We start from the raw sequence: 13,104 nt of genomic DNA, 5'->3' as shown, positions 1-13,104 counted from the left end.
GCACCCTAGGTCTGTAAGATATCCACAAAACTGAAAAAGGATGTAAGGGATTTTGTCGAAAAATATTTTTTGGACACCCCTGAGAGGCCGAAAAGCCTTGATAGATCAACATTTCTAGAGGGAGGAATGCCGTAATGATGGATATTCCGCTCAATGTCAGCTCCCTGCTGGAGAGGGCCGAACGCTTTTTCCCCAAGAAAAAAGTGGTGTCACGCACCTCGACCGGTATCCATGAATTGACTTACAAGGAAATCGGGCAGCGGACAAGACGGTTGGCCGATGCCTTGTCCCAATTGGGTGTGAAAGAAGGAGACCGGATTGGCACCCTGGCCTGGAACCATCACCGCCATTTGGAAGCCTACTTTGCGATCCCGGGGATTGGGGCTGTTTTGCACACCATTAATATCCGGCTTTCCCCAGAACATATCATTTACATTGTCAATCATGCGGAAGACAAGGTGCTGTTGATTGACGAAGATTTGTTGCCCTTGATCGAGCCTGTTCACACGCAACTCAAAACCGTTGAAGCCTATATTGTGCTGACTGATGGCCAGTTGCCGGAAACAACATTAAAGCCCGTCTACAGTTATGAAGATGTGTTAGAAAAAGGAAACCCCCATTTTGCTTTTAAAAAGGATCTTGACGAACATTCACCGGCGGGTATGTGCTTCACTTCGGCCACGACCGGTAATCCAAAAGGGGTGGTGTATACCCACCGGGCACTGGTGTTACACAGTATGGCTCTGGGATTGGCGGATACAGCTGCTCTCTCAGAACAAGATGTATGCATGCCGGTTGTGCCCATGTTTCATGTCAATGCTTGGGGCATTCCCTTTGCCGCTGTCTGGTTCGGGACCACTTTGGTCATGCCCGGTCCACAGTTCACCCCCCAAGTGCTGGCCGAGCTCATTCAATCGTATAAGGTCACACTCACTGCCGGTGTACCCACCATCTGGCTCGGCTTGCTGAAGGAGCTGGAAACAGGCCGGTATGACACCAGCAGCCTCAGGGCTGTGTTGTGCGGCGGGTCGGCCGCACCCAAGGGCATGATCCAAACCTACGAGGAAAAATACAAGATTCCCTTTTTGCACGCCTACGGGATGACCGAAACGACCCCGTTGGTCACTGTCTCCCGTCTCAAGAGTTACCAGCAGGATTTGTCCCTTGAAGAACGTCTGGATATCCGCGCCAAACAGGGCTTGCTCGTACCCGGGCTGGAAATGAAGGTCATCAATGAAAATGGAGAAGTGAAGTGGGATGGGCAGGAAATGGGCGAGCTTTTGCTCAGGGGACCGTGGATTGCCAGTGAGTATTATTTGGATGAACGAACAAAGGATACGTTTAAAGAGGGCTGGCTCCATACCGGGGATGTCGTTACAGTGGATGAGGAAGGATTTATTAAGATTGTAGACCGGACGAAAGACCTGATCAAAAGCGGCGGGGAGTGGATTTCTTCGGTAGATCTGGAAAATGCTCTGATGGCCCACGAAGCGGTATTTGAAGCTGCTGTCATCGCTGTCCCCCACCCCAAATGGCAGGAACGGCCCTTAGCGTGCGTTGTACTGAAGGAGCAGTACAAAGATCAGGTGACTAAAGAGCAATTGCTTGACTTTTTAAGACCACAGTTTCCTAAATGGTGGCTGCCTGATGATGTTGTGTTCCTGAATGAAATTCCCAAAACATCGGTGGGTAAATTTATGAAACGCAAGCTGCGGGAACAGTTAAAGGATCATTTGCAACATGCCAAGTAGTTAAAGGGAAATAGGTTTATAAAGTGGAAAGGTCACTCCCTTTCCACTTTATAAAAAGTCAGAATACATTTACAATTCAAAACCAGTAAATCATGGCCAAAAGAAGAGCGTACGGTGAAATCCAACCAGGCATTAAATGGGGTCCTTTTACACTAAGAGTCCCAGGTGTCCACGTGGGGATCACCTGGCCTGAAGTAGTGCAGGGCAGCTTGCTTTCATTGGCAACTGGTGCGGCTGTTGCTCCCCTTTTAATGCAGTTTTTTGATGTATCGTTTAATGTGGCCTGGTCCATTGTATCCATACAATTGTTTTGGGTGTGGACCCAGACTTTTCTATTTGGTGACGCTTATGCGGCAGGATGGATCACGCCTGCTCTGCCGTTGACGCTGGTTTTTTTTTGGGGGGGTACGCCCCAGGTACAGAAGCGGTGCATGCCATGTTGGCCTTAATGATTTGTGTATCAGTCATTTTTCTATTTTTTGCCGTCACGGGCCTGGGGGAAAAGTTTCATCGCTTTGTCCCAACAGTATTAAAAGCGGGCATTATTATGGGGGCAGCCATTGCAGCCTTTCAATCGGAACTTGATCGTTTGGAGACATTGCCTGTTACGTTGGTGACCGCCTGGATTGTGGTTCTGATTCTGATGTTTTCCATTCCATTTAAGAGATTAAAGGATACAAAATTGAAAGTGATCCTGGCTTCTAATGCCATATTGGTCGGTTTTATTGCCGCCGCTATTGCCGGTGTGATTTCCGGAGAGATCTCATTTTCAATAGAATGGGGCATCTTTGTTCCCCAATTTGGTGAAATGATCGCTACGCTGACCCCGTGGGGGGTAGGATTTCCCTCATTTGAGATGATCATTGCTGCTTTGCCATTGGCGCTCATGGTGTACATTTTAGTGTTTGCATGGTCCTATGTGGACAGGGGTTCAAGTCTATATCATTGAACGCTACAAGTCTGGACAAAAAGCTTTGGAGTCAATATACTCTGGAACGATTAACTGGTACTGGTTAGCGATTCCCCTATGTTTTTTAACACCAATGATAGGTATTATGACTCCTCTTTTGCCGGTAGCTCTATCTCTGACCTTATTGCTAACCGGGTTTGCTTGTGCGTATGTGGCCATGGCCATGGTGGATAACAATGTGGCCAGAGGAATGGCCCTGGCCATTGGTATGATTACTGCTTTACAAGGTCCTGCCTGGGGGCTTGGCATAGGGATTTTGCTCTACCTTCTGTTGATTGGTTTCCGTTCAGAGGATAACTTGTCTTTGATTAGAAATGAGGACAAAACGACAGAAGAAAGTTCGCATGTCTCATCCTAAAAAATTGAGCATAGATGAGAACAGAAAGAGTTACAGTGTTTGTAACAAGACTTAAATTTTAAGAAAGAAAGGAGATACGGGAGTGCTAATCGGAGATATTTTACGCCGTTGGGCCGAAGAAACCCCACAGCAACTGGTCAGCGTGTTTGAAGGCAGGGAAACAACGTATCTCCAATTATACGAACAATCGAAATGTTTGGCTGGTTACCTCCGGGAAAAAGGCTTTGAGAAAGGGGATATACTGGCGCTGCTGCTCCCTAACTGCGACCGGTTTGTGGTGGCCTACTTTGCTTGCCAGCTGGGCGGGTATACTGTTTTGCCCGTAAACACCAGACTGGCAGCCCGGGAAATTGAANATCAAACAAACGTTCGTATTGTGGGCAGGTGATGCGGATATGGCCAACAAAGCCTACAAATTCCGTTTGTATCCAACACAAGAACAAGAACAACTGCTCGCCAAAACGTTCGGTTGCGTCCGTTTCGTCTACAACAAAATGCTTGAGGAACGCATACAAATTTATGAAAAGTTCAAAGACGACAAAGAAGCTTTGAAACAGCACAAATTTCCCACTCCGGCCAAGTACAAACGGGATTTTCCGTGGCTTAGAGCCAATTATCCTCGATTCTACCGGCAAGCCTTGGAAAAACTGGCCCGAGCGCAACGGGTGCTGTCACGCCGCCGGAAAGGTTCCAACCGTTGGCACAAACAGCGGCTGACAGTCGCCCAGTTGCACGAAAAGATTGCCAACCAACGTCAGGATTTTCTGCATCAGGCTGCACGACAATTGGCCAACCGGTATGATGCGGTGGTGATTGAAGACCTCAACATGAAAGGGATGTCTCAAGCCCTCCATTTCGGTCAAAGCGTCCACGACAACGGTTGGGGCATGTTCACCTCTTTCCTTCAATACAAGTTAGCAGAACAGGGAAAGCAGCTGATCAAAATCGACAAATGGTTCCCCTCATCCAAAATGTGTTCATGTTGTGGCCGGGTGAAGGTGTCTCTATCGCTTTCCGAACGTCTGTTTTGTTGTGAATGCGGTTTTGTGGCAGACAGAGACACCAATGCCGCCATCAATATCAAAAAAGAAGGTCTGAAACAGTTAGGGACTGCCTAACTGGATCTCGAACCGTGGGGCACACGGGGATCGCTCGGTCAATTTTCCTTCGTTAGAAGGAATTACCCGAGAAGCCCCCACCTCTAAGCGTTAGCGTAGGTGGTGGGAGTATGTCACATCATTCCAAAGCAAAGGGATTGCTCTACAGCAGCCAATATCTTGATGTTGTCAATCAATTGCGCCCTGAACTGCAACATGTGGAAGAGTATCTTGTACTCGAGCCCGGTGGCTCTGATCCTGCTTTGGAGGCGATTCTTAGCCAGTATAAAGGGTCATATGAAACAAAAGATGGGACAGAGGAGGATGTGGCCGTTATTTTTTACACTTCGGGCACCACCGGCAGGCCCAAGGGGGTGATGCTGACCCACCGCAATTGTGTGGCCGTCAGTGATATGTGGGCCACTGCATTTGAGTTAACGGCCCAAGACCAGGTGCAGATTGTGGCGCCGCTCTTTCACTGTGCGGCCAGTCACGTGTTTATGCTGCCTGCCATGTATGCGGGTGGCACCGTGGTGATCGAGCCTGGTTTCAGCCCTAAACAGTCTCTGAAGACCATGGCAGAGCAAAAGGTGACGGTCTTTTTTGGGGTGCCGGCCATGTACACACTGCTGTTAAACGAACCGGGGATTGAACAAGTGAATGTGCCTCACTTGCGTCTCCTGACTTATGGCGCAGCTCCTATGCCGTATGAGCTGGTCAAAAAGGTGAAGCAGCGCTTCCCGCAGGTCAAAGTGCAAAACTGTTACGGCCAGACGGAAAATGCTCCCGGAGCCACCACTTTAAAAGACCTTTATGCCCTCGAAAAAATCGGCTCTGTGGGGGAACCCCTGCCCAATTGCGAAGTGAGGGTGGTTGATGAGCACGGCCAAGATGTGCCTGTTGGGGAGGTTGGCGAAATTATTGTTAAAGGGCTCAACGTGATGAAGGGATACTTGTATAATCCTGAGGCGACTCAAGAAGCCATCAAAGACGGGTGGCTGTACAGCGGGGATTTGGGACGTCTGGACGAAGACGGCCTTTTGTATATTGTTGACCGCAAAAAGGACATGATTATCCGCGGCGGAGAAAATGTATATCCCGTAGAAATTGAGGAAGTCTTGTACGAAATCCCGGAGATTTTGGAGGCCGCTGTGGTGGGCATTCCCCATGAAGTGTACGGTGAAGTGCCCAAAGCATATGTGGTGTTGAAAGATGGGCAAAGCATCAGTGAGGAAACTATTTTAAATTATTGCTGGGAGCGCTTAGCCAAATATAAAGTTCCGGCTGAGGTTGAATTTATCGCTGCCTTGCCCAGAAACGCAAGCGGAAAGGTCTTGAAAACGGTGTTGCGCGGCGAGATCAAGTTTGCCTAGGGATGCTTATTTATTAACGGTACAGCAGAAGTGATAGAAGGGAGAGAAAACGATGCGTTTGACCAACAGAGTGGCGCTGGTCACAGGAGCAAGCCGGGGAATCGGCAAAGCGATTGCTGCACGTTTTGCTAGAGAAGGGGCGAAAGTGTGCCTGGTGGATATTAACGAAGAACTGGTGCAGGCTGCCGGTCAGGAACTGGAGAATGAAGGATTGACAGTGATGGCTTTACGCTGTGATGTGACAGACCGCAGCCAGGTGGAAAACACGGTGGACAGTATTGTCAGTATGTGGGGGCGGCTGGATATTCTGGTGAACAATGCGGGGATTATCCGCGACAACCTGTTGTTTAAAATGACGGATGAAGATTGGGAGCAAGTGATGGATGTCCATTTGAAAGGGGCCTTTTATTGCAGCCGGGCTGCGCAAAAATATATGGTGGAGCAAAAATACGGCAGAATCATTAATCTGTCATCCACGTCAGCTTTAGGTAACAGGGGGCAAGCCAATTATGCAGCCGCCAAAGCAGGGTTGCAGGGGTTTACCAAAACATTGGCCATCGAGTTGGGTAAGTTTGGCATCACCACGAACGCCATCGCCCCCGGTTTTATTGAGACAGAGATGACCAAAGCCACCGCTGCCCGGGTAGGAGTTGACTTTGAACAGTTCAAGCAAATGGCCATTCAAAGCATACCCGTTGGCCGCTCAGGAAAGCCCGAGGATATTGCCTACGCCGCCCTATTCTTTGCTTCAGAAGAAGCCTCTTTCGTCAACGGGCAGGTCCTTTATGTGGCCGGGGGGCCGAAAGCATAATAGCGGCCAGAAAGAGGCCTATACTGACCGACAAAGGGGTATTTACGGCGGCATCATTGGGTGGAGTTAGGATGACGACGAATGTTAAGCAAAGCAGTACAATGATTTTCACCAATTACCCGGGCTATGGACTGGGGCAAACATACCATAGAAAAAGACATCCATTGCGCGTTTTTTCTCTCCTTAAAGTGCAATTAGCCCCAGATGGGCCGCAATCAGTTAGGGAATAATGTCTTCTTAGCCCCTGGGTGTTTTCATTATATTCATGTCAGGAACAACGGTTCATTATTCCATACCGGATTCAGATATTTACATGACAAATGAGGATTTGCTGTGTATTTTTTGAGAGAGGTGTGATGAGATATGTGGGCTGAATTTGTCGGCAAAAGATCCCCCAAAGTGAAAAATGGTGTCGAACGAGGAGCCGTACGAAAATTCGCCGAGGCAATCGGGGATTTAAATCCCCTGTATTTAAATGAGGAGACGGCTGCCCAAAGCCGGTACGGGAGTTTAATCGCACCGCCCACATTTCCCCGGACATTTCAGTACGGAAAAATAAAAGACCTGCCACTCCCAGAGAGTGGTCTGATTCACGGAGAGCAAAGTTTCTATTATGAGCGTCCTTTGCTGGTGGGGGAAGAGGTATATTGTTACACTGAACTGAAGAAGGTGTTTGAGAAAAAGGGGGGCTCCGGTCTGCTCACCTTTCTGGTGTTTGAACGGGTAGGCGAAGATCCTGAAGGAAAAAGGATTTTTATGACCAGAGAAACGATTATTATCACTGAAACAGTGCGAAAGGGGATGCAAAGATGACGGTTCGGTGGGAGATTGGCCATGAGCTTGAACCACTGACACTGCCGCCTGTTACACGCCTCGAGCTAATAAAATATGCAGGGGCTTCAGGTGACTACAATCCCATTCATACTATTGATGAGGAAGCACAGAAAGCCGGGTTGCCAGGGGTTATTGCCCATGGCATGTTAACAATGGCTAAAATGGGCAGGCTGTTTTCTCCCTATTTGCATCAAGGGTATTTAAAAGAATTTCAGACTCGTTTTGTGGGAATGGTTTTCGTCGGAGATACAATTACAGTGAGCGGGAAGGTAATTGAAAAAGAAGAGACTGAACAGGGTGACGTCTATACATTTGATGTCCAGGCCCGAAACCAGAAAGGCGTTAGTGTTGCCTCAGGTCAGGTCAAATTTATTTGCTATAGAGATTAGAATATTGGGGTTAAAAAGAGGCTTACATAACTGGTAAACCGTGAGGAGATGATGTGTTTTTATAACACACTCAGTGAACGAAGAAGCAATAGGCCGATAATGTCTATTGCTTCTCTATCGTGATCCTGGGTGAGTCGATTGATACGTACTGCAGTCAAGTACGCGGCGGCATCTCATCCTGGATAAAAATGGCCTCTTTAAACATCAGCGACACGTCAGCGGAAATCTGGTCAATATTCACGTCAGGTCCGTCAAGGTGGAGGACGTAATCAATGGCCCCCAGAATCAAGCCCTGTAAAGCCGCAATGGCCACCTGTTTATCCACGGGACGGCACAAGCCTTTATGAAAACTCCAGGAAATGTCAAACTCCAGACGCCGGGTCAGTTCTCCCATAATCTTATCCCAAATCTGTTTAATTTCGGGATCAGTATGTTTGGCCTCATTTAAGACGGTCATCACTTTGCGGTGTTCATGGCAAGCTTCCAGCACGTTGCGGATGCTGTTTAATGTCCGCTTGAAAATGCTGGTTTCTGAAAGGGGCGGCTTATGGTAATGCTCTGTGATTTTGGCATACACTTCATTCGCTTGTTCCAGTAACACATCCAGTTTGGAATTGTAGTATTGATAAAATGTGCCATAGCCAAGATCTGCTTGCTCCATGATTTCCTGGATGCTGGTGCGGTGATAGCCTTTTTTTAAAAAAATGTCTAACGCTGTGTCACGGATGGCTGCTTTGGTTCTGGCTTTGCGTCGTTCATGTCTGTTTAAGCGTTTGTGTTCCATCGTAGATCAGCACCCCAGTTTTCACTCAACTTGTTTAAAACTGATAGTTTCTATATGATATATCAAATATGACAAGGGTGTCAACTAATATTGACAGATAATAGTTAATATTATGCGATTACCTTGACGTTCAGGCTCGAGTATAAGATAATGAAGCTGACATTAGTATCAATTATGATAACATGGTTATTTTACAGAAATATCTGTTAAAGGGGAGGAAAACAGCTGAGGAATATAACCGGCTGAAACGGAAAGGAGATCTTGTGTGATGTACTTTGAATTTTCGGATAAGGTGAAGAAGTTGCAAAAAGAGCTGCAGGCCTTTATGGAAGAGGTGGTCTATCCTAATGAAAAAACGTATGAAGAGCAGTTAAAACAGGCCGGTTCCCGCTGGCAAGTGCCTCCGGTGATGGAGGAGATGAAAGCAAAGGCGAAAGCGGCCGGATTGTGGAACCTGTTTTTGCCCGATAGTGAGTACGGTGCCGGCCTGACCAATTTAGAGTATGCGCCGTTATGCGAAATCATGGGACGTTCCTTTATCGCTCCTGAAGTGTTTAATTGCAGTGCCCCGGACACTGGCAATATGGAAGTGCTGGTCCGTTACGGGAGCGAAGAGCAAAAGCGAAAGTGGCTGGAACCTCTACTCAAAGGGGAGATCCGCTCTTGCTTTTCCATGACTGAACCCCAGGTTGCTTCCTCTGATGCCACCAACATGCAAGCCCGGATTGAGCGGGACAGGGATGAGTACGTCATTAACGGGCGCAAGTGGTGGTCTTCCGGAGCTGGAGATCCCCGTTGCAAGTTTGCCATTGTCATGGGTTTATCCAACCCCGATGCGCCCAAACATGAGCGCCATTCCATGATTATTGTGCCCTTGGATACCCCAGGGGTCAAAATTAAGCGTATGCTGCCCGTGTTTGGTTATGACCATGCACCCCATGGGCATGCAGAAATCGAGTTTAACAACGTGCGCGTGCCAGCGGAGAACATGATCTGGGGGGAAGGTAAGGGGTTTGCCATTGCCCAAGGGCGGCTGGGACCAGGCCGGATCCATCACTGTATGCGTTCCATTGGGGCAGCAGAGCGGGCGCTGGAACTGATGTGTAAGCGGGTATTGAACCGGGTGGCCTTTGGCAAGCCTTTGGCAGAGCAAGGGGTGATCCGGGAGTGGATCGCCGACTCCCGCATCGAGATTGAACAGGCCAGGCTGCTGACATTGAAGGCGGCCTATATGATGGATACCGTGGGGAATAAGGTGGCCCGCAAAGAAATATCCATGATTAAAGTGGTGGCTCCCAATGTGGCTTTAAAGGTATTGGACCGGGCCATCCAAGCCTTTGGGGCGGCAGGGGTTTCAGAAGATTTTCCGTTGGCCGCCCACTGGGCCAACCAGCGTACGTTGCGTTTGGCTGACGGTCCCGATGAAGTGCACCGTCAGGCCATTGCCAAACTAGAATTGAGAGCTTATTCATAGGAGGGGATGCTGATGCATATTCAGGAATTGTTCAGTTTGAAAGGCAAAACAGCTATCGTCACAGGAGGGGGGCGGGGACTTGGGGCCCAGATGGCAGAGGCATTGGCTGAAGCCGGGGCCAATGTGGTGGTGTGTTCCCGCAAACTGGAAGCTTGCCGGGATGTGAGTGAAAAGCTCAAGACTAAAGGTGTCCAAAGCCTGGCCTTAAAATGTGACGTGACTCAGCCTGACGATGTGCAGGAAGTGGTTAAAACAACCATGGATCAATTTGGATCCATTGATATTTTAATCAATAACAGCGGAATTTCCTGGGGAGCACCCGCTCTGGAGATGCCGCTGGATAAATTTGAAAAGGTGATGCAGGTCAATGTCACCGGCACCTTTCTGATGTCCCAGGCCGTGGCTAAAGAAATGGTCAAGCAGCAGGAAGGCAAGATCATTAACATTGCCTCCGTAGCCGGACTGGGCGGCAGTGACCCGGAGGTGCTTGATGCCATTGGCTATCAGGCCAGTAAAGGGGCGGTCATTACCTTAACCAAAGATTTGGCCGTGAAGTTAGCCAGATATAACATTCATGTCAATGCCATTGCCCCGGGCTTTTTCCCCACCAAAATGGCGAGACCCGTCATTGAACGGAACAAGGATAAAATCCTGCGTCATACACCATTGAAGCGTTTCGGTTCGGAGTATGATTTGAAAGGAGCAGCGGTTTTTCTGGCCTCCCGCGCTTCTGATTATGTCACCGGTCATGTGCTGGTCGTTGACGGCGGGGCACACGCCATGTAGGGTAATTTATTGTCCTTATGTACAAACCGTGTTGATGGTCTAATCGTGTTGACCTATATGACACTGACCATGTTGGCTAAAAGGCCCAGGTAAAAAATCGAGGAGGAGAAACCATGGAGACGATTCGTTTTGAGGTTCAGGATAAAATAGCAACGATTACGTTTAACCGGCCCAGGGTGTTAAATGCGTTTAATTTGGAGCTGCATGAGGAATTTTATCATGCCCTCAGCACAGCAAGAGAGGACGAAGCGGTCCGCTGTATTGTCCTGCGCGGGGAAGGGAGAGCATTCAGTGCAGGAGCAGACCTGAAAGCGATGCAGGAGAGGGATGAAACGGTCGATGTGGGGGATTATCTCCGTCAAACCTATAACCGGACCATTAAGCTGATGACAGAGATCGAAAAACCGGTTGTGGCGGCCGTACATGGCCCAGCCCACGGCGCCGGGCTGGGTGTGGCTTTGGCTGCCGATTTCCGCATTGCGTCTGAATCAGCCAACTTTTGTTTAGCCTTTATTAAAATTGGTCTGATGCCTGATGTAGGAACGCACTACTTTTTGCCCCGCTTGATCGGTTTGGGGCGGGCCCTGGAGCTGGCTGCTTCTGGTGAAACGATTGATGCCAAACAGGCTTATGCCATGGGCTTGGTTAACAGGGTGGTCGGTGATGACCGCCTGGAAGAAGAAACGATTCAGTTGGCCACACAACTGGCCTCGATGCCGACCAAAGCTTTTGGCTATATGAAGAAAACAATGCTGTCCAGCTTCGAATCTGATTTATCTACCGTGTTAGAAGCGGAAGCCCAGGGGCAGTCTATCCTGGCCAACACGGAAGACCACCGGGAAGGGGTGGCCGCATTCTACGAAAAGCGCAAGCCTGTTTTCAAAGGACGGTAGGAATGAGCAGTTGGTAGATTTCACACCATGTTTAGCGCAAGACTCATTCAACAGAAGCAGGGGAGGAGTCACAGGGATGCACGAAACAGAGCTGAAAGTCCGCTTTTGTGAAACAGATGCATTGGGCCATGTGAACAACACCAGCTTTTTCATTTATCTGGAACAAGCCAGGGTTGAATTCTTTGAACAGTTGGACACCCAAATGGCGGTTGACGAATGGCCGTTTATTCTGGGCCATGTCAGTTGCGATTTTGTTCAACAAGCCTACTTTAACCAACGCTTAAAGGTGCACACTTGGGTCAGCAAGATTGGCAATAAAAGTTTTCGCCTGGCCCAAACCATCGTGGATGCGCGGTCAGGTGAGGTTGTGGCCAGGTCTGAATCCGTCTTGATTTACTTTAACTTTGAACAACAACAGAGCGAGCCAATTCCCGCTGATTTGGCCAAAATGCTGGAAGCCCATGTGAAAACAGAAATAAGTTTGTAAAAAAAGCTGACGGAAGGAGGGATGGATATGACCAAAGGGGAGGTTATTCCCGTACGCAAGGGAGAAGAACTGGATATCCCCAAGCTGGAGGCCTTTCTCCGCAACCATTTTCATCTTGAAGATGCTCCGCTGGAGATCAAACAGTTTGCTGCGGGTCATTCCAATCTGACCTATCTCTTAAAGGTCGGATCCTGGGAAGCCGTTTTGCGCCGTCCACCACTGGGGCCCGTGGCCCCCAAAGCCCATGACATGGAACGGGAATTTCGCATTTTAAAGAAATTGCATCCCGTCTTCTCTTTGGCGCCCCAACCGTTTGTCTTTACCGATGATGAAAGCATTATCGGGGCCCCGTTCTTCATCATGGAACGGCGCAAGGGGGTTGTGCTGGATACTGGGTTTCCCGCTGACAGACCTGGCACGCCTCAAGTTTGTGCCCGGATTTCTGAACTGATGGTGGACACCCTTGTCCGCTTGCACAGCATTGATTACCAGACGGCCGGTTTGGGGGATATCGGCCGGCCGGAAGGGTTTTTGGAGCGGCAGGTAAAAGGCTGGATCGGACGCTACGAGCGGGCCAAAACAGACGAGATCTCCCAGGTGGAGGCCTTAACCGCCTGGCTGGTGAATCATCTCCCGCCCTCACCCCCGCCCAGCGTGATCCATTACGATTACAAGTTGAATAATGTGATGTTTGACCCGGAATTAAAAGAGATCGTCGGTATATTTGACTGGGAGATGTCCACTATCGGGGATCCTTTGGCTGACTTGGGCTGTGCCTTGAGCTACTGGGTAGAGCACGATGATCCTGATGTGTTAAGGTATGGCTTTGGCAAACCGCCTGTCACAGTGTTGCCGGGATTTATGACCAGGGAGCAGTTTATCGAAGCATACGCCCAAAAAAGCGGGCGGGATGTGACCAACATGCACTATTATCTCACTTTTGCCTATTTTAAGTTGGCCGTCATTTGCCAGCAGATTTATTACCGGTGGAAAAAAGGGCAAACACAGGATGAGCGTTTTGCCCGCATGGGTGGCTTTGTGCGCGGGCTGGTAGAGGTTGCCCATCACTATGCCGAGAGAGGGGATTTGAGGTAAAC

The 13,104-nt window shown here is 49.0% G+C and carries 15 protein-coding genes; 14 read left to right on the top strand and 1 reads right to left on the bottom strand.

Annotated elements, in window-relative coordinates:
- The first annotated feature begins 134 nt into the window (after positions 1-134).
- From IEW48_RS12390 to IEW48_RS12350, 9 genes are all read left to right on the top strand, one after another.
- Entirely contained in the window at positions 135-1,751 is a 1,617-nt protein-coding gene (locus tag IEW48_RS12390) for a long-chain fatty acid--CoA ligase (protein ID WP_188624034.1), read from the top strand.
- A gap of 358 nt (positions 1,752-2,109) precedes the next feature.
- Complete coding sequence (locus IEW48_RS12385; protein WP_188624033.1) at positions 2,110-2,700, top strand: hypothetical protein; 591 nt, start codon at positions 2,110-2,112, stop codon at positions 2,698-2,700.
- 106 nt (positions 2,701-2,806) lie between these two features.
- Positions 2,807-3,079, top strand: a complete 273-nt coding sequence (locus tag IEW48_RS12380) for a hypothetical protein (RefSeq protein ID WP_188624032.1) — start codon at positions 2,807-2,809, stop codon at positions 3,077-3,079.
- An 82-nt stretch (positions 3,080-3,161) separates the two neighbouring features.
- Complete coding sequence (locus IEW48_RS12375) at positions 3,162-3,467, top strand: AMP-binding protein (protein WP_188624031.1); 306 nt, start codon at positions 3,162-3,164, stop codon at positions 3,465-3,467.
- 7 nt (positions 3,468-3,474) lie between these two features.
- Positions 3,475-4,197, top strand: coding sequence for an RNA-guided endonuclease InsQ/TnpB family protein (locus IEW48_RS12370; RefSeq protein WP_188624030.1), 723 nt, complete (start codon positions 3,475-3,477; stop codon positions 4,195-4,197).
- A gap of 110 nt (positions 4,198-4,307) precedes the next feature.
- The gene (locus tag IEW48_RS12365; protein WP_188624029.1) at positions 4,308-5,549 is read left to right on the top strand and encodes a class I adenylate-forming enzyme family protein; all 1,242 of its coding nucleotides are present in this window, start codon (positions 4,308-4,310) and stop codon (positions 5,547-5,549) included.
- Positions 5,550-5,601: 52 nt separating this feature from the next.
- On the top strand, positions 5,602-6,360 hold the full coding sequence (gene fabG / locus IEW48_RS12360) for a 3-oxoacyl-ACP reductase FabG (RefSeq protein WP_188624028.1): 759 nt from the start codon (positions 5,602-5,604) through the stop codon (positions 6,358-6,360).
- Between the two features lie 363 nt (positions 6,361-6,723).
- Complete coding sequence (locus IEW48_RS12355; RefSeq protein ID WP_188624027.1) at positions 6,724-7,173, top strand: MaoC family dehydratase N-terminal domain-containing protein; 450 nt, start codon at positions 6,724-6,726, stop codon at positions 7,171-7,173.
- Complete coding sequence (locus IEW48_RS12350) at positions 7,170-7,583, top strand: MaoC family dehydratase (protein ID WP_188624026.1); 414 nt, start codon at positions 7,170-7,172, stop codon at positions 7,581-7,583. The genes IEW48_RS12355 and IEW48_RS12350 overlap by 4 nt, the downstream gene beginning before the upstream one ends.
- Before the next feature lie 154 nt (positions 7,584-7,737).
- Here IEW48_RS12350 and IEW48_RS12345 read toward each other — a convergent pair whose 3' ends face one another.
- Positions 7,738-8,367, bottom strand: a complete 630-nt coding sequence (locus IEW48_RS12345) for a TetR/AcrR family transcriptional regulator (protein ID WP_188624025.1) — start codon at positions 8,365-8,367, stop codon at positions 7,738-7,740.
- 268 nt (positions 8,368-8,635) lie between these two features.
- Between IEW48_RS12345 and IEW48_RS12340 the strand changes: the two genes are divergently transcribed.
- From IEW48_RS12340 to IEW48_RS12320, 5 genes are all read left to right on the top strand, one after another.
- Positions 8,636-9,841 carry an acyl-CoA dehydrogenase gene (locus tag IEW48_RS12340; protein ID WP_188624024.1) on the top strand — a complete coding sequence of 402 codons (1,206 nt, stop codon included), beginning with the start codon at positions 8,636-8,638 and terminating at the stop codon, positions 9,839-9,841.
- A 12-nt stretch (positions 9,842-9,853) separates the two neighbouring features.
- On the top strand, positions 9,854-10,627 hold the full coding sequence (locus tag IEW48_RS12335; protein WP_188624023.1) for an SDR family oxidoreductase: 774 nt from the start codon (positions 9,854-9,856) through the stop codon (positions 10,625-10,627).
- Between the two features lie 113 nt (positions 10,628-10,740).
- On the top strand, positions 10,741-11,520 hold the full coding sequence (locus tag IEW48_RS12330) for an enoyl-CoA hydratase/isomerase family protein (protein ID WP_188624022.1): 780 nt from the start codon (positions 10,741-10,743) through the stop codon (positions 11,518-11,520).
- A gap of 76 nt (positions 11,521-11,596) precedes the next feature.
- A complete protein-coding gene (locus tag IEW48_RS12325; protein WP_188624021.1) occupies positions 11,597-12,007 on the top strand; it encodes an acyl-CoA thioesterase in 411 nt (136 codons plus the stop codon).
- A 27-nt stretch (positions 12,008-12,034) separates the two neighbouring features.
- Positions 12,035-13,102, top strand: a complete 1,068-nt coding sequence (locus tag IEW48_RS12320; protein ID WP_188624020.1) for a phosphotransferase family protein — start codon at positions 12,035-12,037, stop codon at positions 13,100-13,102.
- Positions 13,103-13,104 lie beyond the last annotated feature (2 nt).

The organism is Caldalkalibacillus thermarum, assembly GCF_014644735.1.
GTDB lineage: Bacteria > Bacillota > Bacilli > Caldalkalibacillales > Caldalkalibacillaceae > Caldalkalibacillus > Caldalkalibacillus thermarum.
Note: the sequence above shows the minus strand (reverse complement) of the source record. Positions and strands in the feature narration are given on the sequence as shown.

Excerpts from the sequence above, each read along its gene's own strand:
- IEW48_RS12390 (WP_188624034.1), top strand. The coding sequence starts at position 135 with ATGATGGATATTCCGCTCAATGTCAGCTCCCTGCTGGAGAGGGCCGAA.
- IEW48_RS12385 (WP_188624033.1), top strand. The coding sequence starts at position 2,110 with ATGGATCACGCCTGCTCTGCCGTTGACGCTGGTTTTTTTTTGGGGGGG.
- IEW48_RS12380 (WP_188624032.1), top strand. The coding sequence starts at position 2,807 with ATGACTCCTCTTTTGCCGGTAGCTCTATCTCTGACCTTATTGCTAACC.
- IEW48_RS12370 (WP_188624030.1), top strand. The coding sequence starts at position 3,475 with ATGGCCAACAAAGCCTACAAATTCCGTTTGTATCCAACACAAGAACAA.
- IEW48_RS12365 (WP_188624029.1), top strand. The coding sequence starts at position 4,308 with ATGTCACATCATTCCAAAGCAAAGGGATTGCTCTACAGCAGCCAATAT.
- fabG (WP_188624028.1), top strand. The coding sequence starts at position 5,602 with ATGCGTTTGACCAACAGAGTGGCGCTGGTCACAGGAGCAAGCCGGGGA.
- IEW48_RS12355 (WP_188624027.1), top strand. The coding sequence starts at position 6,724 with ATGTGGGCTGAATTTGTCGGCAAAAGATCCCCCAAAGTGAAAAATGGT.
- IEW48_RS12350 (WP_188624026.1), top strand. The coding sequence starts at position 7,170 with ATGACGGTTCGGTGGGAGATTGGCCATGAGCTTGAACCACTGACACTG.
- IEW48_RS12345 (WP_188624025.1), bottom strand. The coding sequence starts at position 8,367 with ATGGAACACAAACGCTTAAACAGACATGAACGACGCAAAGCCAGAACC.
- IEW48_RS12340 (WP_188624024.1), top strand. The coding sequence starts at position 8,636 with ATGTACTTTGAATTTTCGGATAAGGTGAAGAAGTTGCAAAAAGAGCTG.
- IEW48_RS12335 (WP_188624023.1), top strand. The coding sequence starts at position 9,854 with ATGCATATTCAGGAATTGTTCAGTTTGAAAGGCAAAACAGCTATCGTC.
- IEW48_RS12330 (WP_188624022.1), top strand. The coding sequence starts at position 10,741 with ATGGAGACGATTCGTTTTGAGGTTCAGGATAAAATAGCAACGATTACG.
- IEW48_RS12325 (WP_188624021.1), top strand. The coding sequence starts at position 11,597 with ATGCACGAAACAGAGCTGAAAGTCCGCTTTTGTGAAACAGATGCATTG.
- IEW48_RS12320 (WP_188624020.1), top strand. The coding sequence starts at position 12,035 with ATGACCAAAGGGGAGGTTATTCCCGTACGCAAGGGAGAAGAACTGGAT.